The organism is Ruegeria sp. L12 (assembly GCF_056531745.1).
Genome location: NZ_JBQFMH010000002.1, coordinates 257048 through 279514, shown reverse-complemented (window position 1 = coordinate 279514; position 22467 = coordinate 257048). Strand labels below are relative to the sequence as shown.

23 protein-coding genes and 1 tRNA gene are annotated in these 22467 nt (G+C 58.3%); 13 read left to right on the top strand and 11 right to left on the bottom strand.

The window, feature by feature from the left end; translation table 11 throughout:
- The first annotated feature begins 122 nt into the window (after positions 1-122).
- The gene (gene pyrC / locus ACR0K9_RS04295; protein WP_480532699.1) at positions 123-1160 is read left to right on the top strand and encodes a dihydroorotase; all 1038 of its coding nucleotides are present in this window, start codon (positions 123-125) and stop codon (positions 1158-1160) included.
- Here pyrC and ACR0K9_RS04290 read toward each other — a convergent pair.
- Complete coding sequence (locus ACR0K9_RS04290) at positions 1157-2452, bottom strand: MmgE/PrpD family protein (RefSeq protein WP_480821048.1); 1296 nt, start codon at positions 2450-2452, stop codon at positions 1157-1159. The genes pyrC and ACR0K9_RS04290 overlap by 4 nt on opposite strands.
- Before the next feature lie 38 nt (positions 2453-2490).
- Positions 2491-2934, bottom strand: a complete 444-nt coding sequence (locus ACR0K9_RS04285; protein ID WP_480821046.1) for a type II toxin-antitoxin system RatA family toxin — start codon at positions 2932-2934, stop codon at positions 2491-2493.
- 72 nt (positions 2935-3006) lie between these two features.
- Here ACR0K9_RS04285 and hpt point away from each other — a divergent pair, with 72 nt between their 5' ends.
- The gene (hpt, locus tag ACR0K9_RS04280) at positions 3007-3546 is read left to right on the top strand and encodes a hypoxanthine phosphoribosyltransferase (RefSeq protein ID WP_480821044.1); all 540 of its coding nucleotides are present in this window, start codon (positions 3007-3009) and stop codon (positions 3544-3546) included.
- A 171-nt stretch (positions 3547-3717) separates the two neighbouring features.
- Here hpt and ACR0K9_RS04275 read toward each other — a convergent pair whose 3' ends face one another.
- A complete protein-coding gene (locus ACR0K9_RS04275) occupies positions 3718-4863 on the bottom strand; it encodes an amidohydrolase (protein ID WP_480821042.1) in 1146 nt (381 codons plus the stop codon).
- Positions 4860-5810 (bottom strand): lipoyl synthase, encoded by a 951-nt coding sequence (gene lipA / locus ACR0K9_RS04270; protein WP_480532709.1) that lies wholly within the window; start codon positions 5808-5810, stop codon positions 4860-4862. Before lipA ends, ACR0K9_RS04275 begins: the two co-directional genes overlap by 4 nt.
- A gap of 264 nt (positions 5811-6074) precedes the next feature.
- Here lipA and ACR0K9_RS04265 point away from each other — a divergent pair, with 264 nt between their 5' ends.
- A complete protein-coding gene (locus ACR0K9_RS04265; protein WP_480821040.1) occupies positions 6075-6623 on the top strand; it encodes a redoxin family protein in 549 nt (182 codons plus the stop codon).
- A 51-nt stretch (positions 6624-6674) separates the two neighbouring features.
- On the opposite strand, the gene ACR0K9_RS04260 is transcribed toward ACR0K9_RS04265, so the two are convergent.
- Entirely contained in the window at positions 6675-7598 is a 924-nt protein-coding gene (locus ACR0K9_RS04260; RefSeq protein ID WP_480821038.1) for a hydrogen peroxide-inducible genes activator, read from the bottom strand.
- Positions 7599-7642: 44 nt separating this feature from the next.
- On the bottom strand, positions 7643-8731 hold the full coding sequence (locus tag ACR0K9_RS04255) for a DUF6456 domain-containing protein (RefSeq protein WP_480821036.1): 1089 nt from the start codon (positions 8729-8731) through the stop codon (positions 7643-7645).
- A gap of 240 nt (positions 8732-8971) precedes the next feature.
- On the opposite strand from ACR0K9_RS04255, the gene ACR0K9_RS04250 reads away from it, so the two are divergent.
- Positions 8972-9271, top strand: coding sequence for a DUF6477 family protein (locus ACR0K9_RS04250; protein ID WP_480532717.1), 300 nt, complete (start codon positions 8972-8974; stop codon positions 9269-9271).
- Here ACR0K9_RS04250 and ACR0K9_RS04245 read toward each other — a convergent pair whose 3' ends face one another.
- A complete protein-coding gene (locus ACR0K9_RS04245; RefSeq protein WP_480532719.1) occupies positions 9272-10816 on the bottom strand; it encodes a trimethylamine methyltransferase family protein in 1545 nt (514 codons plus the stop codon).
- Between the two features lie 135 nt (positions 10817-10951).
- Positions 10952-11392 (bottom strand): GNAT family N-acetyltransferase, encoded by a 441-nt coding sequence (locus tag ACR0K9_RS04240; protein WP_480821034.1) that lies wholly within the window; start codon positions 11390-11392, stop codon positions 10952-10954.
- A 70-nt stretch (positions 11393-11462) separates the two neighbouring features.
- Here ACR0K9_RS04240 and guaA point away from each other — a divergent pair, with 70 nt between their 5' ends.
- The 9 genes from guaA (at position 11463) to ACR0K9_RS04195 (ending at position 20775) form a co-directional block, all read left to right on the top strand.
- On the top strand, positions 11463-13022 hold the full coding sequence (guaA, locus tag ACR0K9_RS04235) for a glutamine-hydrolyzing GMP synthase (RefSeq protein WP_480821032.1): 1560 nt from the start codon (positions 11463-11465) through the stop codon (positions 13020-13022).
- A gap of 97 nt (positions 13023-13119) precedes the next feature.
- Complete coding sequence (locus ACR0K9_RS04230) at positions 13120-14025, top strand: DMT family transporter (RefSeq protein WP_480821030.1); 906 nt, start codon at positions 13120-13122, stop codon at positions 14023-14025.
- A 118-nt stretch (positions 14026-14143) separates the two neighbouring features.
- Complete coding sequence (locus ACR0K9_RS04225) at positions 14144-15367, top strand: OmpP1/FadL family transporter (protein ID WP_480821028.1); 1224 nt, start codon at positions 14144-14146, stop codon at positions 15365-15367.
- A gap of 97 nt (positions 15368-15464) precedes the next feature.
- Positions 15465-16361, top strand: coding sequence for a DMT family transporter (locus ACR0K9_RS04220; protein WP_480821026.1), 897 nt, complete (start codon positions 15465-15467; stop codon positions 16359-16361).
- Positions 16362-16410: 49 nt separating this feature from the next.
- Positions 16411-17283 (top strand): ATPase, encoded by an 873-nt coding sequence (locus ACR0K9_RS04215; RefSeq protein WP_480821024.1) that lies wholly within the window; start codon positions 16411-16413, stop codon positions 17281-17283.
- Between the two features lie 38 nt (positions 17284-17321).
- A complete protein-coding gene (metA, locus tag ACR0K9_RS04210) occupies positions 17322-18239 on the top strand; it encodes a homoserine O-acetyltransferase MetA (protein ID WP_480821022.1) in 918 nt (305 codons plus the stop codon).
- Positions 18229-19182 carry an alpha/beta fold hydrolase gene (locus tag ACR0K9_RS04205; RefSeq protein WP_480821020.1) on the top strand — a complete coding sequence of 318 codons (954 nt, stop codon included), beginning with the start codon at positions 18229-18231 and terminating at the stop codon, positions 19180-19182. Before metA ends, ACR0K9_RS04205 begins: the two co-directional genes overlap by 11 nt.
- Positions 19183-19231: 49 nt before the next feature.
- The gene (gene ppk2 / locus ACR0K9_RS04200; RefSeq protein WP_480532735.1) at positions 19232-20101 is read left to right on the top strand and encodes a polyphosphate kinase 2; all 870 of its coding nucleotides are present in this window, start codon (positions 19232-19234) and stop codon (positions 20099-20101) included.
- A 59-nt stretch (positions 20102-20160) separates the two neighbouring features.
- The gene (locus ACR0K9_RS04195; protein WP_480532737.1) at positions 20161-20775 is read left to right on the top strand and encodes a TetR/AcrR family transcriptional regulator; all 615 of its coding nucleotides are present in this window, start codon (positions 20161-20163) and stop codon (positions 20773-20775) included.
- A 4-nt stretch (positions 20776-20779) separates the two neighbouring features.
- Here the strand turns inward: ACR0K9_RS04195 and ACR0K9_RS04190 are convergent, their stop codons facing one another.
- From ACR0K9_RS04190 to ACR0K9_RS04180, 3 genes are all read right to left on the bottom strand, one after another.
- Positions 20780-21838, bottom strand: a complete 1059-nt coding sequence (locus tag ACR0K9_RS04190; protein ID WP_480821018.1) for an adenylate/guanylate cyclase domain-containing protein — start codon at positions 21836-21838, stop codon at positions 20780-20782.
- On the bottom strand, positions 21835-22203 hold the full coding sequence (locus ACR0K9_RS04185) for a group I truncated hemoglobin (protein ID WP_480821016.1): 369 nt from the start codon (positions 22201-22203) through the stop codon (positions 21835-21837). Before ACR0K9_RS04185 ends, ACR0K9_RS04190 begins: the two co-directional genes overlap by 4 nt.
- 155 nt (positions 22204-22358) lie before the next feature.
- Positions 22359-22448, bottom strand: a tRNA-Ser gene (locus ACR0K9_RS04180).
- Positions 22449-22467: the final 19 nt, after the last annotated feature.

The window sequence follows — 22467 nt, the reverse complement described above, 5'->3', positions numbered from 1 at the left end:
CGCTGCGCCCAACAGGTCATGGCAACGGGCGCGCGTCAAGACCAGGGCTTTTTCGGGATTTACGACGATCTGGTTGGTTGACAAGGCTTTTCCCTCTGAACCGGCTGTGCTAGCCGGAGGCCATGACCGATACCCTCACGATCCGCCGTCCCGACGACTGGCACCTGCACCTGCGCGATGGCGCCATGTTGCAGGCCGTCCTGCCCGAAACCGCGCGTCATTTTGCCCGCGCGATCATCATGCCGAACCTCATGCCACCGGTTGTGCGCGGCGATCAGGCCGCGGCCTATCGTGATCGCATCATGGCCGCCCTGCCCGACGGCATGTCGTTCGAGCCGCTGATGACCTTGTATCTGACCGAGGACACGGATGCCGACGACGTTGCCGCCGCCCATGCCAGCGGTTTGATCAAGGCGGTGAAACTGTATCCGGCGGGGGCGACTACAAACTCCGCCTCGGGTGTGCGCGATTTCGACAAGGTGCGCCCGGTGCTGGAGCGGATGGCCGAGATCGGCCTGCCCCTGTGTGTTCACGGAGAAGTGACCGATTCAGAGATCGATATCTTCGACCGCGAGGCCGTTTTCATCGACCGCGTGCTGGACCCGATCCGCAAAGCGACACCGGGTCTGCGGGTGGTGATGGAGCATATCACCACCGCAAACGGGGTGGATTATGTCAAAGCCAACGACACCGACCTTGGCGCGACGATTACGGCGCATCACCTGATCATCAACCGCAACCACATCCTGGTCGGCGGGATCAAACCGCATTACTACTGCCTGCCCGTCGCCAAGCGCGAGGAGCATCGCCTGGCGCTTCTGGCTGCGGCCACCTCGGGCGACAAGCGGTATTTCCTGGGCACCGACAGCGCGCCGCACACCGATGACAACAAGGAAATGGCCTGTGGCTGTGCGGGGTGCTTTACCGCGACCAACACAATGTCGCTGGTGGCAGAGATGTTCGAGCGCGAGGGTGCGCTGGACAAGCTGGAAGGGTTTGTTTCCCTGAATGGCCCGGCGTTCTATGGCCTGCCCGTCAACGATGAGACGATCACTCTGACCAAGGGTGAACCGGTCGCCTACCCGTCCAAGATTGAAACCGGCGATGGGCCCGTGACCGTGTTCGATCCGGGCTTTCCACTGCACTGGCGCGTGGTTTAATCGTCCAGTCTGTCGGCCAGATCCGCTGCGCGCCCACCGGTGCGCAGCATGGACCAGATGGCGTCAGCCTCATCTCCGCCGATCAATTTCGACGCCTTGCCCCGCACACGATCCTCGCGATCTGACAGAGACATCGGGGCCAGCAGATCATGTGTTGCCTCAAGCCGCGCGCCATCGCGGCGGAGCAGCGACAGACGGGCCTGAGTTTCGGACAGGCTGCCATCTGCCTCTACCGTGATCCGGTCGCGCAGGGATTGCAGGCGCGGGTCGGCGCAGATTTTGTCGGAATAGCTGCCCGGCAATGCCGTATCATAGCCAAGCGATTGCATCGCCAGAACGGTACGATACGAGAATTTGGCCCCGAGCCCCGTTGAGGGCTCTGGTTGGTTGCAGACACTCATCCATCTGGGGTGGGTTTTGACTTTGATCTCAGCGACTTCCGGTTCGGCGATATCAAGGTCGCGAGCCGCCTCTAACGCGGCGTGCAGGCCATGGCAGCAAGCATGGAACTTGTGGCTAACGGTCTCGAACAGCCATTCGTCACCTTGGCCCTGCAAAGCTGTGTCAGCATCGTCAGCCCCTAGATGGATGGTGCCAAAGCCATAAGCGCCCTCAAGGGCATTTGCGTTTGGCAGAAATCCATTGCGGATCAGCAACGCAGGTTCCACCCCGTTCGATGCTGCGATACCAGCATTGTAAGGCTTTCCCATCGTTCCAAACTGCGCCTTAAGGCCCGATGCCCGGGTCGCGGTCAGACCCAGCAACGCAGACATCTGCGGCGCGTCAAAACCCATGATGCGCCCGGCAGCAACGGCGGCCCCGAAGGCTCCGGCGGTTGCTGTCTGGTGAAACCCTGCCTGATAATGCCCGCGCCCCAACCACAGCCCGACACGGATCGAGGTTTCCATGCCGATCAGCGCAGCCTCGAGGAAATCGACCAGAGGGCGATCCTCCCACGCCGCGATGGCCAGCGCCGCAGGCAACACCGCAACCGAAGGATGGCCGATATGGGCGAAATGGGTGTCGTCATAATCCAGCGCGTGGGAAATGGTGCCATTCGCCAGCGCTGCAGCGCGCAAAGGCGCGGCGCCTCCGCCGAACAGGCGGGCCTGCTCCATCCCGCCTTCGGACAGCACCATCTGACGGACAATCTGCGAGACCGGTTCCTCGGCCCCCGCGCGTCCGACCGCAATCCAGTCCAGAACGGACAGAGAAGTCACGATACGCGCCTGTTGCGTGGTCGAAACGGGGCCTGCGGCGAATTCGGCAAGCGAGGAGGTCAGGTTGCTCATGCCACGCAGTCTAGCGCGCGCTGGCGGGTCGTAAAGCCTCAGCCGTAGAGGTTCGCGGCGCGCTGTTCAAATGCACGCACGATCCGGTGCATGGCTTCGTTGAACACAACGCCGATAATGCCCTGCAGCACAGCGTTCTTGAATTCGAAATCGACATGAAACGAAACGTTGCACCCTTCATCCGTATCCTCGAACTCCCAGTCCGACCGCATATATTTGAACGGACCGTCCAGATATTCGGTATCGATCCGTTTATGCGCATCGAACAATGTGACCCGGCTGCCAAAACGTTCACGGAACACTTTGAACGAAATCACCAGATCAGCCTCCATCACCTTGCCTTCCCCCGCGGCATAGTTGCGGCGGATGCGGGCCGCGGCACACCAGGGCAGAAACTCGGGGTACTTCGCCACATCCGCGACCAGGTCGTACATTTGCTGAGCGGTGTAAGGCAGCGGTCGGGTTTCGGAATGGGTTGGCATGATATCCGGGATTAACTGGTGACAATGGCGCGTGATTTCGTATGTTGCGCGCCAAAGATCAAGGGGGCAGCGATGAGCGACCGCGCATATGTGATAGATGAGATGATCTCGGCCAAGGCCATAGCCGCGCGGATCGAGGCGCTGTGCCGAGAGATCACCAGGGAATTCGGTGGCACCGACAAGCTGATTGTCGTGGGCCTTTTGCGCGGTAGTTTCGTGTTCATCGCAGACCTTGTGCGCGAGCTTGATCTGCCGATCGAGGTCGATTTTCTCGAGGCATCCTCGTATGGAGATTCAATGGAGAGCAGCCGGGAAGTGCGTATTCTCAAAGACTTGCGCGGCGCAATTGAAGGGCGCGATGTGCTGGTGGTCGAGGATATTGTCGATACCGGCCATACGCTGAACCACGTCACCAAGCTGCTGCAAAGCCGCAAACCCGCGCGATTGAAATCCATCGCGCTGCTGGACAAACCCAGCCGCCGCGAAGTGGATTTCCGATCCGACTGGATCGGATTCGAGATTCCGGACGAATTTGTTGTGGGCTATGGCATCGATTACGCCCAACGCAACCGCAACCTGCCCTTTATCGGCAAGGTTCGGTTCGTCGAATAGCGATACAAATGAACCTGCGCCACTTCCTTCGCATGACCCTATGGGCGCGCAATCCGCCGTCCGAGAGGCGCGTGAAGCTGGTTTTTGGTGCCATCTTGATATGCCTGTTGATTGCAGGCATAGAATTTATGGGCTGGTGGCCGGACTGGGCGGGAAGCGAACCGAGAAAGCTCAGGCCGTAAGGGCCCGTTCAATCGCAGCCAGGAAAATACCAGTGCCCACAGGAATCAGCGCGTCGGGAAAATCATAGTCTGGATTGTGCAGTTGTGGCTGATCCACCCCGGCACCCAACCAGAACATCGCCGACTTTGCGCTTTTGCCGAACTGCCCGAAATCCTCTGAAAATCTCTGCGGTTCTTTGGCCAGCCTGTGCCAAACGCTCTGAAAATCGCAGGCGTCTGATAGAATATGTGCGGCCTCTGAATCGTTGGTGCAGGCCTCGAATATGTCGTCATAGGTGATTTCCACAGCCAGGCCCTGTTCCTGCGCAACCGCGTGAACCAATCGCTCGGCCTCGTCGATCAGACGATCCATCCGCTCATCCGAAACCGTGCGCAGCGTCACCCATAGCTCGGCCTGACCGGGGGTGACGCCGAACGTTGCTTCGCCAAGCCGGGCGTGCGTCACCGTTGTCAGCGCATAATTTTCATCCAATGCCCCGCCCGCACCAAGCGCCGCAAGCGCCGGCAACAGCTCTGAAATCGCCTGTGCAGGAGACAGCCCATCCTGAGGTGCCGCCGCGTGAGACGTCTTGCCCGTCAGCGCGACGCGCATCCCGCGCGAGGCGCAGTTGGCCGGGCCGCTACAAATCTCGACCGTTCCAAGTTCGAGACCCGGCAGGTTGTGCAGCGCGAATATATAATCCGGTGCGATGTCGGCGAACTTCGCATCGCTGCGAAAGGCGCGGGCCCCCTGCCCGGTTTCTTCGGCTGGCTGAAAAATCAGAACCACTCTTCCGCGCGCGTGACGCGTTTCACCCAGCACGAAAGCCACGCCCAGCACCATCGCCATATGACCGTCATGCCCGCACAGATGCCCCTTGCCGGGGTATTGCGACGCATATGGGGCGTCCGAGATTTCCTGAATCGGCAACCCGTCCAGCTCGCACCGGATGCCAACTGTCGGACCGGGCTGTCCACTGTCATAGATTGCGGCGACCCCGTAGCCGCCGATATCGGTCAGAACCGCATCGGGTCCGCAGGCCTGCAGCATATTGGCGATGCTGGCAGCTGTTCCACGTTCGTCACCTGAAACCTCGGGCACCTGATGCAACTCATGGCGCTTTTCGATAAGCCAGTTCTGAAGCTCGGGGCTCACCCTTGCCCCAGCTTCTGCTGACGCGCTTCACGCAGACGCGCAAAGTCATCTCCCGCGTGGTAGGAAGACCGTGTCAGCGGCGTGGCCGATACCATCAGGAAACCCTTGCCGAAGGCTGCTTTTTCATAAGCCGCAAACTCTTCCGGGGTGACAAAGCGGTCAATGCCATGGTGCTTCGGCGTCGGCTGCAGATATTGGCCAATCGTCAGGAAATCGATATCCGCCGCGCGCATGTCATCCATGACCTGACGCACCTGCTGTTCGTCTTCGCCCAAGCCGACCATGATGCCCGATTTGGTGAAGATCGACGGATCCATTTCCTTCACACGCTGCAACAGGCGCAGCGAGTGGAAATAGCGTGCGCCCGGGCGCACCTGCGGATACAGCCCCGGAACCGTTTCGAGGTTGTGATTGAACACATCCGGCTTTGCTTCGACGACAACCTCCAGAACCGAAGGATCACATTTGAGGAAATCCGGGGTCAGAATTTCAATTGTCGTCTTGGGTGATCGATGCCGCACCGCGCGGATGGTCTGCGCAAAATGCTCGGCTCCGCCATCTTCAAGGTCATCGCGGTCAACCGATGTGATTACAACGTGGTTCAGCCCCAGCTTCTGCACAGCATGGGCGACACGCCCAGGCTCAAACGCGTCCAACTCATCGGGTCGACCAGTTGCAATGTTACAGAAGGTACAGCCGCGGGTACAGATCTCGCCCATGATCATCATGGTAGCGTGGCCCTGGCTCCAGCATTCGCCGACATTGGGGCATCCCGCTTCTTCGCAGACGGTGACCAGATTGTTGTCGCGCATGATCTTGTGGGTTTCGGCATAGCCTTCGCCGCCGGGCGCCTTGACGCGAATCCATTTGGGTTTGCGGGGGGCCGCATTGTCCGGGCGATGCGCTTTTTCAGGGTGTCTTTGCTCGGGAATTTTCAGATCACGCACGGCTGGCTTTCCTGACTTCGGGTCAATTCGCTTTGCGCCTAACATAAACCGACTGAACTGGTTAGGCCAGCGACGCATAGCCGCTATGCACCTCTACCGCGCAAACGCAGAAAATCAGACGCGATTTCAGTATTTTCTAGTTTACTGCCAAAGCAGTTACCCGCATTTCAGATATTTGGCACTTGCAGCATATCTATTGTTGAAGCCGTTTTAGAATCGTTTTAACCCTCGCCTCAAATCAATGTGAATCACAGGAGTTTGATGATGAAAACCGGTGCAAAACTGCCTGACGTGACCTTCCACACCCGCGTTCGTGACGCCGCAATCGAGGGCCCGAACCCGTTCCGTTGGGAAGACAAAACCACTGCTGATTACTTCGCAGGCAAGCGCGTCATCCTGTTCTCGCTGCCGGGTGCATTTACCCCCACCTGCTCGACCTATCAGTTGCCGGGTTTTGAGAACGGTTTTGCCGATTTCACCGCCAAAGGCATCGATGCGATCTATTGCATGTCGGTAAATGACAGCTTTGTCATGAACAAATGGGCCGCCGATCAGGGTCTGCAGAACGTTAACGTGATCCCGGATGGCTCGGGCGAGTTCACGCGCAAAATGGGCATGTTGGTCGACAAAGACAATCTGGGTTTCGGCATGCGCTCGTGGCGCTATGCGGCCATCGTCAATGATGGCGTGGTCGAGGCATGGTTCGAAGAGCCCGGCCTGATGGATAACTGCCCCGAAGATCCCTATGGCGTATCGTCGCCCGAAAACCTGATGAAACATCTGGATGAGGCGCGCGAGCCCGCGCTGGCCTGATCCGATCCTGAAACACAAGACAAGGCCCGCCCAACCGGCGGGCCTTTTTCGTCAGGCGCGGGTCTGGGCGACGACATCCTGCCCGACCTGCCGGATCACCTCAGCTAGGCGATCGAACCAGTCCTCGCTGCCGGTCGACAGACGCCGCACCAGCCCGACTGTCCGCGCCGGTTGCGGTGCGGCGAACCGCAACAATCGCAGACCGGGCACTGCGTCCGCCTCAGCCTTTGCTGCCAGTTCCGGTATCAGGGTCAGACCAAACCCCTCGGCCACCAAACGTGACAACGTAGCCAGCGACGAGGCCCCCATGTTGATATGCCCACTGGTCCGGTCCTGACCGCAAACCTCAAGCGCCTGATCGGTCAGACAGTGGCCGTCTTCCAGCAGCATCAATTGCGCCGCCTGCAGGTCCAGCGGGCGCAAGGCTTCGGGGCTGACGGTCAGACGGCTGAGCCGGGTCTGACTGCCCGCCAGCAAAAAACGATCTTCGAACAACGGCTCTTCGTACAGGTCAGCGCCCCCGGCAGGCAATGCCAGCACCGCTGCGTCGATCTCACCCCCACGCAGCATCGTCAGCAAACGCTCTGTTCGGGCTTCACGGATCTGAACCCGCAATGAAACATCGCCCGAGCGCAATCCGGCCAGCACCCCGGGCAACAGATAGGGCGCCACGGTCGGGATCATGCCAATCGACAGGGACCGATGCCCGCCAGAGTGGTCTCGGGCGAACCGGTCCAAGCGATCAGCCGCTTTCAAGACCTGATCCGCGCGATCCAGAATATCCCGCCCCAATGGCGTCAGCAGAATATCGCGGGCCTGCCGTTCAAACAGCGGCCCGCCCATGGCTTCTTCCAGCGCCTTGATCTGAACCGATAACGCAGGCTGCGAGACATGGCAGACCTGCGCCGCGCGGCCAAAGTTTCGCTGCTCGGCAACAGCGCGGAAATACTGCAATTGGCGGAATGTGAAATTCATAACCTTTGACTATCACTTACCGCCAGATCCACAAGATGGATATATCAGCCAATCATTCGATCACGCTCGGTCTGCTCTTCATAGTGCCGCTTGAGTCGTTGCAGCGCGATCCGCAGCACAATTTTGCCCGACCGCGCCGACCAGCCCATGCGCTTTTCTGCCAGTTCCAGCCCCTCAAGATAGCAACAGCAACGTAATGCGACATCGCTGAGCCCCGGACCAAGGTCCGAAAGCGCCCGTGCCACACGATCCCGCGCGCCGGACGGGCCCTGCCCGATCTGCGCATCCGCCACGAAATCCCCGCGGCCGCCGCCAGTCAGGAAACGATCCCAGTTCTGCGTGACCTGAGGTCCGATCTGCGACAGTTCGAAATCTTCGCGCAAACGCTCTCCAGCGGCGACAAGAGTTTCGTCCAGAAACGGCCTGCCGTCCCGGTCCCGCCTGCGCGCTAGGGCAACCAATGGGCTTTCGGCAGTGCTGTACCGCGCCCGCACGATAGTCTTCGGCCTTGCTTTTGCACCGAACACCTGAAACGGGGTTTGCGCCTCGGCCATGCCGAACTCATTCTGCGCACGTGCTTCATTCTCGGCCTCGGCCAGCAAGTGGCTGAGTGCGGAACGTCCTGCAGTCGTGATCCGGTACCGCGAAATGCGTCCGGGATTGTCGCAGGATATCCAGTCCTTCAGCGCCAGCGCCTGAGCGATCTTGCAATCCACCACGGCAGTTCGGGTGGTGCCACCTTCGCCGTTGTCCCGCACCACAACGGCCTTGTCCATATCCTCGGCAACCGCCAGCACCGAGCCGGATTCACACAGGCGGCGCAGAACCCGCAGGGCTTCGCGTTCGAACACATGATCTTCGACCTCATCGTGCGAATTATCGGTCGCATAGATTGGTGCGTTTTGCCCGTTCTGGGCGAAATGATCCTGTGCCAACGATTGCAGCGCGGCGTCAACCAGCGGATCATCGCGACGCATCTCGACCCGGCGTATCTGCCGCAAAATGGTCGAGGCATGGCATCCCGCAGCGCGCGCGATATCCCGGATCGAGCGGCCCGCCTCGGTATGATCCAGATATCGTTGCGCCCCTTCTGGGACCCATGCCGGTACGGTGAAAGCCACGCTGTTTTCCATATTTCTATGCCCTCGTCGACAAAGCAGACTGACAGTTTTCGCCGTCGGATTCTTAGTTAACCAAATCTAACTAGAGTCGCTTTCGTTACTCGTTCGTTAACCACAGACGGCACCGAGCAGAATTGATTCAAAAAGATAAACAGTCGTGAAACCATAGTTCGGAGTGAGCGACAGCAAGGCAACACCCGCTTAGGTTGTGTAACATTTTTGGCATCGGAACAAAAATGAAGGATTGCCCTGATGCAGGACCTGATGACCATGATCGCAACGCTGCGCCGTCCGCGCCTGCTGACCCGTGCGGCAAAAATCGGCGCGAAGGACTATAATCGGGATCGGCACCTGCAGCGAGTCCTGGGCTATGGATCGATACCGGGAACAGGGTCAGCCCTGATCAGGCTGATGGAACTGGAACGTGAAATTGACCAGCAAAGACAAGAAGATGACGCAGCCTATTCGCTGGTGCGTCATCTGGATGTTTTGATCGCCGTGATTGGCGAGGCGCAGCTGTATCAGGCCAGCCGCGCCGCGCGCTATCCGTGATCAGGTAAAGGCGTCGGGCATCGATGCCTTTTTCTCGGCCACATATGCGTCCAGAGCGGCCTTCACGTCGGGATCGATCTGCGGCTGCTGGTAGTTGGCCAGCAAGTGCTCAACCCGCGCCGAAGCCAGCGTCCGTGTATCGCGGGCGCCCTCTTCTTCCCAGGTTTCGAACGGCTTGTAATCCAGCAGGTCGGTCTTCCAGAACGCCTCTTTGAAGTTCGCCTGCGTATGGTCACATCCCAGATAGTGACCGCCAGGTCCGACTTCGCGGATGGCGTCCATCGCCTGGGCGTTCTCGTCATAGGCCACGCCTTTCGCCAATCCGTGCAGAACACCTAACTGGTCGGCATCCATGACGAATTTCTCGAAATCCGCCACCAAACCACCTTCGAGCCAGCCGCAGGAATGCAGCATGAAGTTCACGCCCGACATCAGCCCCATATTCAGCGAATTCGCAGTCTCATAAGCGGCCTGCGCGTCCGGCAGTTTCGAGCCGCAGAACGACCCAGCCGAACGGAACGGCAGCCCCAGCCGCCGCGCCAACTGGCCTGCGCCATAGGTCACGTGCGACGCCTCGGGGGTGCCGAATGTCGGCGCGCCCGAGTTCATGTCGATCGACGACACGAAGGCACCGAAGATCGCCGGAGCGCCCGGGCGGATGATCTGGCTGTATGCCACGCCTGCCATAACCTCGGCCAGAACCTGCGTCAGCGTGCCTGCCACCGAAACCGGAGCCATCGCGCCGCCCACGATGAAGGGTGAGATGATGCAGGCCTGGTTATTGGCGGCATAAACTTCGAGCGAGCCCATCATCACATCGTCGAAGGTCATCGGCGAGTTGATGTTGGTCAGCGAGGTCATCACGGTGTTGTTCTGCACGAACTCCTTGCCGAACAGAATCTCGCACATCTCGACCGAATCCTGCGCGCGGCTGGGATCGGTGACCGAACCCATGAACGGTTTGTCCGACAGGGTCATATGCGCCATCAGCATATCCAGATGGCGTTTGTTCACCGGGATATCGGTCGGCTCGCAAACGGTGCCGCCCGAATGGTGCAGCCATTTGGACATGTAGGCCAGCTTCACGAATTTGTTGAAATCGTCCATGGTCGCGTAGCGGCGACCGCCTTGCGCATCGCGCACGAACGGTGGGCCATAGACCGGGGCCAGAACCATATTGCGACCGCCGATGACCACCGATTTCTCGGGGTTGCGGGCGTGCTGGGTGAACTCGCTGGGGGCGGTTTTGATCAATTCACGCGCCAGACCGCGCGGCAGTCGCACACGCTCTCCCTCGACATCGGCACCGGCATCTTTCCAACGTTCCAGCGCAGCCGGATTGTCGACAAAGTTGACCCCAACTTCGGCCAATATGGTCTCTGCGTTGGCTTCGATGATCTGCAACGCTTCTTCGTTGAGAACCTCGAAATTGGGGATGTTGCGTTCGATGTATTTCGCGGTTTCGATCTTGACCGCCGTGCGCTCGGCCCGACGGGCGGCACCACCGCCACCCCGTGCCCTGCGCCGGGTGTTTGCCTCTGCCATTGAGAAAATCCCGTGATTGGTTGGTTTGGTAAATTAGTTACATGAACGGCAATCACCGCCGCAGGTAGTTTACGGCGCAATAGGGGTAAAAGCGACATGAACCGCCGCTGATCTCGATCCTGTTGAGTTCGGCCCCTACGTCACTTTTTTCTGCATCACGACGGAATTTCCCGAGGTTTGGACCTCATGCCAGCCCAGATGCGTATACATCGCACGTGTCGCACGCATCAGCCGATGAGTCCGCAAACGGAGAATCGAAAGACCCGCCTCAGCCGCCCTGAGCTCCGCGATTGCAAGCAACTGTCGCGCGACGCCCTTGCCCTGCGCCTCTGGCGAAACCGCAAGGTTGAAAATCATCATCGCATCCGCCTGCTGATCAAAGACAATGACGCCCAAAAGACGCCCACCTTCTTCAGCAACAACAACCTGATGCGCCGCAATCTCTTCGGCGACCCCGCTCGTTACATCGGGCAGATCGGTGATGTCACGCATGGCCGGTGCATAGGCGTCTGCGATACAGGCCCGTATCGCTTTGGCGTCGCCGGTTTCGGCAGTCCTGAGCTTTGTGGTCGTCATATGTCAGCCTCCTTGCTCAATTGACGTCATTGCGCTTGCACAAGCAAGGCTTGCGACCTAATAGCCAGTCATGACCCAAGACACCCACGACCGCCTTCTGATCATCGACTTCGGCAGCCAGGTAACCCAGCTGATCGCCCGTCGCCTGCGCGAGCTGAACGTCTATTGCGAAATCCACCCTTATCAAAGCGTGACGATGGACTTTGTCCGGGAAATGGCCCCCAAGGCCGTGATTTTCTCGGGCGGGCCGGACAGTGTCACGCGCGAAGGATCGCCCCGCGCCCCGCAAGAGATCTTTGATTACGGCGTTCCGATCCTGGGCATCTGCTATGGCCAGCAGGTGATGATGCACCAGTTGGGTGGCAAGGTCGAAAGCGGACATGGCACCGCCGAATTTGGCCGCGCCTTCGTGACCCCGCAAAGCAAGCTCGATATCCTTGATGGTTGGTTCGCGGACGGCGATGAGCAGGTCTGGATGAGCCATGGTGACCATGTCAGCGAAATCGCCCCGGGCTTCGAGGTGTTTGGCACCTCACCGAACGCCCCCTTTGCGATCACCGCCGATCCCGCACGTCATTTCTATGCCGTGCAGTTCCACCCCGAAGTGCATCACACACCCAAGGGCGCCAAACTGTATGAGAACTTTGTCAGACTGGCGGGTTTCACCGGCGACTGGACCATGGGTGCCTATCGCGAAGAGATGATCCGCAAAATTCGCGAGCAGGTCGGGGACAAGAAGGTTATTTGCGGCCTTTCGGGCGGCGTCGACAGCTCGGTCGCGGCGATCCTGATCCACGAGGCCATTGGCGATCAGCTGACCTGCGTGTTTGTCGACCACGGCTTGCTGCGCAAGAACGAAGCCGCCGAGGTCGTTGGCATGTTCCGCGACAACTACAATATCCAGTTGATCCATGCAGATGAAAGCGACCTGTTCCTGGGCGAGTTGGACGGGCAAAGCGACCCGGAAACCAAGCGCAAGATCATCGGCAAGCTGTTCATCGACGTGTTCCAGAAACATGCCGACACCATCGACGGTGCCGAGTTTCTGGCGCAGGGTACACTGTACCCGGATGTCATCGAATCTGTCTCGTTCTCGGGCGGCCCTTCGGTGACCATCAAATCCCACCACAATGTCGGTGGCCTGCCTGAAAAGATGGGCCTCAAACTGGTTGAACCACTGCGCGAACTGTTCAAGGACGAAGTGCGCGCCCTGGGCCGTGAACTGGGCCTGCCGCAAAGCTTTATCGGTCGCCACCCCTTCCCCGGACCCGGCCTGGCCATCCGCTGCCCAGGCGAAATCACGCGCGAAAAGCTTGAGATTCTGCGCGAGGCGGATGCGATCTATATCGACCAGATTCGCAAGCACGGTCTTTATGACGAGATCTGGCAGGCCTTCGTGGCCATCCTGCCCGTGCGCACCGTCGGCGTGATGGGCGATGGGCGGACATATGACTATGCCTGCGCCCTGCGCGCGGTGACCTCGGTCGATGGCATGACGGCGGATTACTACCCGTTCAGCCACGAATTTCTGGGCGAGACCGCCACCCGCATCATCAACGAGGTCAAGGGCATCAACCGATGCACTTACGACATCACCTCAAAACCACCCGGAACCATCGAGTGGGAATGAACGAAAAGCCGGGTCACAACCCGGCTTTTTTGTTTTGCAATCCCTCACAAAACGCCCTTTAGTCAGCGCGTTGCACCCCCGGCAGAGCAATTGATCAATGGATGAGAGCAAAACTCAGATCTGCAAAGCCGCCCTCTGGATGACGGGCGCGATTGCCTCGTTCTCATCCATGGCGGTTGCGGGCCGCGAGTTGAGCGTGACGCACGATACGTTCGAGATCATGTTCTACCGCAGCCTCGTCGGCATCTGCGTTGTCGCGCTGGTGCTGTCGCTCACCCGAAGCTGGCATCAGGTCACGACCAAGCGGCTGGGATTGCACGGCATGCGAAACGTGCTGCATTTCACCGGGCAGAACCTCTGGTTTTATGCAGTTACGGTTATCCCTTTGGCTCAGGTTTTCGCGCTGGAGTTCACCAACCCGATCTGGGTCATCCTGCTGTCGCCACTGCTCTTGGGGGAACGTCTGACCGCAATTCGCCTGACCGCCGCCCTGATCGGATTCGCTGGCATCCTCATCGTGGCGCGCCCGGGCGCGGCCTCGATCAGTCCCGGCGTAATCGCGGCGGCACTGAGCGCGATTTTCTTTGCACTGACAACAATCTCGACCAAATCCCTGACGCGCATCGCCAGTATCGGTTGTATCATGTTCTGGCTGACGGTCATGCAGGCGGTCCTTGGCCTTGTCGCCTCGGGGCTGGACGGAGACATCACCCTGCCTTCACTTGGCACTGCCCCGTTTCTGCTGCTGATCGGATTGGCCGGATTGCTGGCGCATTACTGTATCACCAACGCGCTGGCCATAGCTCCTGCCACGGTGGTTGTCCCGTTCGATTTCGCACGTCTGCCAACCATCGCGATTGTTGGCATGATCCTCTATCAGGAACCGCTGGACAAATGGACACTGCTGGGCGCAATGGTCATTTTCTCGGGCATCTTCCTGAATGTCTGGTCGGAAAATCGTAACAATTTGGCAACACACGCTCACCGTGCCGACGCGGACTAACGCTCCGTCACCAGTTGACCTTATTTTAAGGATTAAGACAGTAACAACCGGTAACGAAGCCGGGTGTGCATGTGAGGGTGCACGTAACAGGCGATAGGACAGGATTTGGGAGGAATAAATGAAAAAAACGCTGATCAAAGCGTGCGCTCTATGTATGGGTGCGACAGCTGCACAAGCGGGCGGTCTTGACCGAAGCGGTCAGGGTGTCAATATTTTGTTTGAGGAAGGCACCGTCGCCCAGTTCCGGCTTGGCTATACGGATCCGAGCGTCAGCGGCACGATGGAAGACCAGATTCCGGTCAGCCCTACTTTTGGTGAAACCATCGACTCAGGTGATATTGCAAACAGCTTCTTCACTCCGCACCTCGCCTTCAAGACGGCCTTGACCGAAAAACTGGATTTTGCGCTGGTTTACGATCAACCGTTTGGCGCCGATGTCGAATACAATGCCGACTATCCGCTGTCGCAGAACCTCCTGTCTGGATTTCCGGGCGGCAGTACGGATGTTTTGCGTGCGAAGGCGGACACAGACGCGGTCACTGCGCTATTGCGATACAAGCTGGATAACGGCTTCAGCGTCATCGGCGGTGTTCGGGCACAGCGCCTGAAAGCAAGCGTCTCGGTGCCAATCGCCGGTGCGGGCACCCAGCCTTTCCCCTCAGGCGGGTATCGCGTCGAAACAGATGCTGAAATCGACTTTGGCTATGTTGTTGGTGTCGCATGGGAACGCCCGGATATCGCGGCCCGGGTTGCCTTGACTTACAACTCGAAGATCACCCATGACCTGTCGCAGACCGAAGCGAATGATTTCGTCAACGGTTTCATCTTCCCCCCCGGCATTCCGACCGTTGGCCGCACAAGCGCAGACTCAACCTCCGAGGTTGTGACGCCGCAATCGGTCAACCTCGACTTCCAGACCGGGGTCGCGCCGAAAACCCTGCTGTTCGGTTCGGTCCGCTGGGTCGACTGGCCGCAGACGGTTTACGCTCCGCCGGTCTATACCGGCCTGACAGGTATCAATCTGGTTGATTACGAAGAGGCCACCTGGACCTATTCGCTCGGCCTGGGATATCAGTTCTCGGAACAATTCTCGGGTGCGGTCACGCTGGGCTATGAAAGCTCGCAAGGGAACTCTGTGTCCAACCTAGGTCCGACGGACGGATTCTGGAGCATCGGACTTGGTGGCACCTACTCGTTTGAAAAGGCAAAGGTTTCGGGCGGCGTTCGCTATACCGACATCGGTGACGCCACTGCAAACGGTACCGGCCCGGACAACCGCGCCACCTTCACCGGCAACAGCGCCTGGAGCGTTGGTTTCCAGATCACCTACGCTCTGGACTGATACTATCCAAAGACCAACTTAAAAGCCTCGCCCGTCTGGCGGGGCTTTCTCGCATGTTCCGGGTCGATCAATCACTGGCGGGATGCGAGAACAGGCCATGGCTGATCAAAAAAATCTTTCTCCCCGCGCGTGGGCCGAACTGATCCTGCTGGGCGTGATATGGGGCGGATCCTTTCTGGCGATAAGGATCGCATTGGACACAATCCCGTTCGTAACTTCGGTTTTTCACCGGGTCTTCTGGGCGTCGCTTGCGCTCTGGGTCGTTATCTGGCTGCAAAGACAACCAATCCCGCGCGATCCGCGCATCTGGGGGGCATTCTTTGTGATGGGCGTGTTGAACAATGTCCTTCCCATTTCGCTTATGGCTTGGGGGCAGCTTTATGTCGAAGTTGGACTGACCTCGATCCTGAACGCCACTACAGCCATTTTCGGAGTATTACTGGCGGCCATTTTCTTTCGCGATGAACGCCTGAGCAAGACGCGCCTTCTGGGCGTCGCGCTGGGTTTTCTGGGTGTATCGGTCACTATCGGCCTTCGACAGTTTGGAAGCTTCAACCTGAGCAATCTGGGGCAACTGGCCATTCTGTCCGGCACGCTTTCTTATGCCTTCGCCGCTGTTTGGGCGCGCAAGTATCTCAGCGGCCTCTCGCCACAAATCGCCGCCGCGGGGATGCTGACCGCATCGACGATCATCATGCTGCCAGTCACCCTGATGATCGACGGCGTTCCTGCACTTGACCTTCCTGCCTTGACCTGGGTCGCCATCGGCTACTACGCGCTGGTGGCAACCGCCGGGGCCTATCTGCTCTACTACCGCGTCCTGCAACAGGGTGGCAGCGGCAATGTACTGCTGGTGACGTTGATCATCCCGCCGGTCTCGATCCTGCTGGGCGCATTGGTCCGGGATGAGGCCCTGCCCTCGCGCGCCTTCATCGGTTTTGCCATATTGGCGTTGGGACTTTTAATCCTCAGCCAATCCCGCAGACGCGATTGACGCCGCCAACCGCCCGTTTTAGCTAGGGCAAAACAAGGGACGGCGGACGATGATCTATAGCTCAGCGAAAGACTGGCGCGAGGCCGAACGGAAAAAAGTGCTGTTCTTTGGCATGTCCGGGCTGGGTAAGTCCTATGTCTCGAACACCCTCCGCGATGCCGGCGATTGGTTTCACTATTCGATAGATTACCGCATCGGCACCCGGTACATGGGTGAATACATCACCGACAATGCCAAAGCCGAGGCGATGAAGGTTCCCTTCCTGCGCGATCTGCTGCTGTCGGACTCGATCTATATCGGATCGAATATCAGCTTTGAAAACCTGACCCCGGTCTCGGCCTATCTGGGCAAACCCGGCAACCCGGAATTGGGCGGTCTGGAGATATCTGAATACCAGATGCGGCAAGAGCAGTTCCGGCTGGCTGAAATCCATGCCCTTCTGGACACCAAATACTTCATTGAACGCGCCCGGCGTCTGTATCATTACCCGCATTTCATCTGCGATACCGGGGGCTCAATCTGCGAATGGGTCGAACCCGATGATCCGGGCGATCAGATCCTGACCGAACTGTCCCGTCAAACCCTGATGATCTGGATCAAGGGCGACGATGCACATACCGAAGAACTGATCCGCCGTTTTGACAAGGCCCCTAAACCGATGTCCTATCAGGCCGAGTTTCTGGCCCGTGTCTGGGACGATTATCTTGCGCTACAGGGTTGCAGCGGTGATGAAGTCGACCCAGACGCCTTCATCCGCTGGACCTATGCGCAGGCGCTGGCGCATCGGCAACCCCGGTATGAGGCCATGGCGCGCAACTGGGGTGTTACGATCTCGGCCGATGACATCGCCAAGGTGCGCGACAGCAGTGATTTCGATGAGTTGATCGAACGCACCCTTGAGACCCGCCGCAACCCCACCTAAGTTCCAGACTTCTTTCGCAGATTCAACAGCGTGACCTTATGCCTATCAAAATACCCTCAGACCTGCCCGCCTTTGATGTCCTGACCAACGAGGGCGTCATGGTCATGGCCGAGGATCAGGCTGCACGGCAAGACATCCGCCCCTTGCGGATCGGCCTGTTAAATCTGATGCCCAAGAAGATTCAGACGGAAAACCAGTTCGCACGCCTGATCGGCGCAACCCCGTTGCAGATCGAGCTGTCCCTGATCCGTATGACCGAGCACAAGACCAAGAACACGGCCTCTGAACATATGGCCGAGTTTTATCACCCCTTTCAGGAGGTGAAGGATCAGAAATTCGACGGCCTGATCATCACCGGTGCCCCGATTGAGCATCTTGAATTCCCCGATGTGACCTATTGGGACGAAATGCGTGAAGTCTTTGATTGGACCCAGACCAACGTGCATTCGACCTTTGGCGTTTGCTGGGGTGGCATGGCGATGATCAACCATTTCCACGACGTCAGGAAACATATGCTGGACGCCAAGGCCTTTGGCTGCTTCCGGCACCGAAATCTGGCACCTGCTTCGCCGTATTTGCGTGGGTTTTCTGATGATTGCGTCATACCGGTCAGCCGCTGGACCGAAATGCGTCAGCCCGAGATCGACGAAGCGCCGGGCCTGATCACCTTATTGGGCAGCGACGACGTTGGCCCCTGCCTGGTCGAGGACCCCGAGCATCGCGCGCTCTATATCTTCAATCACTTCGAATATGACAGCGATACGCTCAAGCAGGAATATGACCGTGACGTCGCCAACGGCACGCCGATCAACGTACCGATCAACTATTACCCGGACGACGATCCAACTCAGGATCCGCAGAACCGCTGGCGCAGCCATGCACACCTGCTTTATGGAAACTGGATCAACTCCATCTACCAGACAACACCGTTCGATCTGAACAAAATTGGCCAGTAAGCTGCTGATATCCCTGTGTATCCTGGCCGCGGGCGTCGCTGCGGCCACCGCTTGGCGCGGCGCGCAGCGCGAAGCACAGGCCGAAGCCTTGTTCCCGCCCGAGGGACAGATTGTCGATGTCGACGGGGTCTCGGTACATGCAGTCGTCATGGGTGAAGGCCCCGATGTGGTGCTGATCCACGGCTCAAGCGGCAATACCCGCGACATGACGTTTGCACTGGCACCTATACTGGCCGAGAATTTCCGGGTTATCGTGTTCGACCGGCCGGGCCTTGGGTACTCTGACAGCTTTAACCCCGATGGTGAAACCATTGTGGAACAAGCCGAAATCCTTCAGAAAGCGGCGGCTCTGCTCGGGGCGAAAAAGCCCATCGTTGCAGGCCAGAGCTATGGCGGATCAGTCTCGCTGGCATGGGCTGTCACACGGCCCGATAATATCTCGGCGCTTGTTCTGATCGCCCCGGCTGCCATTCCGTGGGAAACGCCGCTTGATGCGTTCAACACCATCGGCGCGACCTCGGCCGGGAATGCGCTGGCCCTGCCCTTGATCGCTGCCTATGTACCTGATTGGTATGTCACCAAGGCTTTGGACAAGGTATTTGCGCCGCAGAAAGCGCCCGAGGGGTATGCCGAACATTTCGGCCCGGGTCTGACCATGCGCCGCGCCTCGATGCATGCAAACGCGAAACAACGCGCCAACCTGCTGGATGAGGTGACCGAACTTCAGCCGCGCTATGGCGAAATCTCTGTCCCGACGGAAATCGTTCACGGCACCGCAGATGATACTGTAGGGCTGGGTTGGCATTCCGAACGGCTGATCGAACAAATCCCGGGCGCGGAACTGATCGAACTGGACGGTATCGGACATATGCCACAAGTCGTTGCCGCCGCCGAGGTCGCCGCCGCCATAAATCGCGCCGCAGAACGCGCGGGTTTGCGTTAGTGCAATCCGTAATCCATAGTAAGATTTGGATTTTATGGCGAGGGCTTACATGACCCGAAAAGATCAGGGCGCAATCGAAAGCTATTTCCGGAATGAAGCACCGAAAGAGGTTCGAGCCGCCATTGAGGATTCCCGCAAGGGCGACATCCTGAACCCAACCTACCCTTATTCTGAAAAGATGAAGGGCAAGGATTATGACGAGCAGATGGATGCGCTGCAGATCGAGCTGGTAAAGATGCAATCCTGGGTCAAGGCAACGGACCAGCGGGTCGCAATCCTGTTCGAAGGTCGTGACGCTGCCGGAAAAGGCGGTACTATCAAGCGGTTCCGCGAAAACCTTAACCCTCGCGGCGCACGTAACGTGGCGCTCAGCAAACCATCGGATGCGGAACGCAGCCAGTGGTATTTTCAGCGCTACATCTCGCACCTGCCATCGGCTGGTGAGGTCGTTTTTTTTGACCGCAGCTGGTACAATCGCGGTGTCGTCGAAAACGTCTTTGGCTTTTGCACCAATGATGAGCGTGAGAGGTTTTTCCGGCAGGTCCTTCCTCTGGAAACCGGTTTCAGGAATGACGGAATCCACATGTTCAAGTTCTGGCTGAATGTCGGACGCGCCGAACAGTTGAACCGGTTCCTCGCCCGCGAGACGGATCCCCTGAAGCAATGGAAACTCAGCCCCATCGATGTGGCCGGTCTCAGCAAGTGGGACGAATACAGCCAGTCCATCGCCGAGACCCTGACCCGCAGCCATTCAGAGAACTGTCCCTGGACGATCATCCGATCGGATGACAAGAAACGGGCACGATTGGCGGCCATTCGCACGGTGCTCGGCGCGCTGGAATATGAGGGGAAGGATACGGACGTTGTTGGCGCACCCGATGACAAAATCAGTGGCGGGCCTGATATCTGGGATGCCTGAACCTGCTGGTTTCGGACGCAACTCATACATATATAAGAAGAAACGTGCCTGAGGCCGGGATGACGAAACGCGGATATCACCACGGAAACCTGAAACAAGCGCTGATCGAAGCGGCCTTATCGCTGATCGAGCAGAAAGGTCCGACCGGGTTCACGCTGTCAGAGGCCGCCAAAACCGCTGGTGTCACGCCGGCCGCCGTCTACCGACATTACGAAGGGCGCGAGGACCTGATCGCCGAGGCCGCGCGCCAAGGATTCGAGATGTTCGCCGACCTGATGCAATTTGCCTATGACAAAGGGCAACCCTCGGCCCTCGCCGCGTTCGAGGCGACAGGCCGTGCCTATCTGGCTTTTGCCCGCAAACATCCCGGGCACTACATCGCAATGTTCGAAAGCGGCATCTCGATCAACCGGACGCCCGAGCTTGCCCTTGCGGCCAACCGCGCCAAAAACGTGCTTGAGAAGGCAGCCAGTGATCTGTCGCAGCATATTCCACCAGAAAAACGCCCACCTGCATCAATGTTCAGCGCACATATCTGGGCGATGAGCCATGGGGTGGTCGAACTTTATGCGCGCAACACCGGCGCGAGCTCTCCGTTTCCGCCCGAGGATCTGCTGGAATCCGGAATCGGCATATATCTACGGGGTCTGGGGTTGGTGGCGCAGGACGACTGAAGGTTCAGAACACCCGGCTGGTTGCGGGTGAGTTCAAACGCGATGTCACGTTGATCAGGTCCATGTGCCCCATGCCCTTGATATCGACCGGCCCGATATCGGTGATCTGGAACTCATCGATCAGCGCATATTTCATCTCTTCTGGCGCCACGATCCGCATTGGATTGGCAAATACCTGCAGGCGTGAGGCGATATTCACTGCAGGCCCGAAAACGTCATAGACGTATTTTTGAATACCCACGACCGAGCCGACAGCAGGCCCCATCCCCAACCCGATACGCGCCTGCCATTTATGCGGATGGCTTTCATTTCGCCGTTCCAGATATCGCAGGAACCGTACCGCACAATGGGCGACTGCGGTGGCATGATCGGGCGTCTCATCCGGCATCCCAGAAACGGCCAGATAAGCATCACCGATGGTCTTGATCCGCTCACAGCCGAACTGTTCGACGATCCGGTCAAAGGCCGTGAAAATATCATTCAACTCGCTCAGCGTGACCGTCGGATCAGTTCTGGCCGCGAAATCGGTGAAGCCCACGAAATCAAGCATCACCACCGACACCTGTTCGAACAATTGCGGTGTGACAACGCCGAAGGTTTTGAATTCTTCGTAGACCGCCTTGGGCATCAGATTCAGCAACAGGCGCTCTACACGCTCTTTCTCACGTTCCAGTTCACGCGTATTCCGCTCGACCATGGTTGAATAGCTGTCGATCATGCTTTCCAACTCGCGGATTTTCGTGATGTTCTGGCATTCCACGACCAGGACCTGTTCCTCAAGCCCGTTGGCAAGCGACACGGTGGTTGCGAATATCAACGTGCGCCGCTTGGGTTTAATCTGCAGCTCGACGGAATAGCGCAAACCGGATTGCTTTACGTCTTCAAGCTCTCTGGGGTCGAGATCGGGCAACAGATCCAAAATCGTCTGCCCTTCTTCCGGCTTTCCAAACCATTCGGCAAACGGGCTGTTGTGAAAAACGAAAGTCAGATCCGACGCGCGCAAAACGGCGACACCTACGCCAATCGCGCGGAGCAGATGCTCATTGATGGCCAGAATGCTCATGCCGCGTTCCGGGTTACGATGATCGCGCGCTTGCCTTCAATCGCGGCCAGCGCCACATTTATGTCCGGCTCGGACATTCCATGCATGGCTAGGGCCTCGCTGAACAGCGTTGCCATCTCGTCAAAGTCCGAATGTGAAATATTCAGATGTCTATGCACCGCCTCGATCCGGTCGTCACTGAACGAGGCCGGCCCCCCTATCAGGGATGAGACAAACTTGGTCTGATGATCAATCAGGCGCGGCAAGTCGATATCATCGAAATAATCTCCGATCTCATCGGATTCCAATGCCATTTCATAGAATGACATCACAACGCGGCTGATGGTTTTGAAGCCACCATACTTTTCATAAATCGACTGACTCACAACACAAAACCGACTGATTAGTGGCAATAACACTATGAGGTTATATCAAATTGACAGTTTTGTTAACTTTTTTGCGCATAAGGCGAAAGAACACCGGCCAAATGGCAGGGCCAGAGGTGTGTTGATTAACAATTATGCCGCGCGATTGGGGAATATGGCGGAGAGACAGGGATTCGAACCCTGGAGACGGTTTCCCGCCTACACACTTTCCAGGCGTGCGCCTTCGACCACTCGGCCACCTCTCCGTGTCGGCGTTATTTGGAC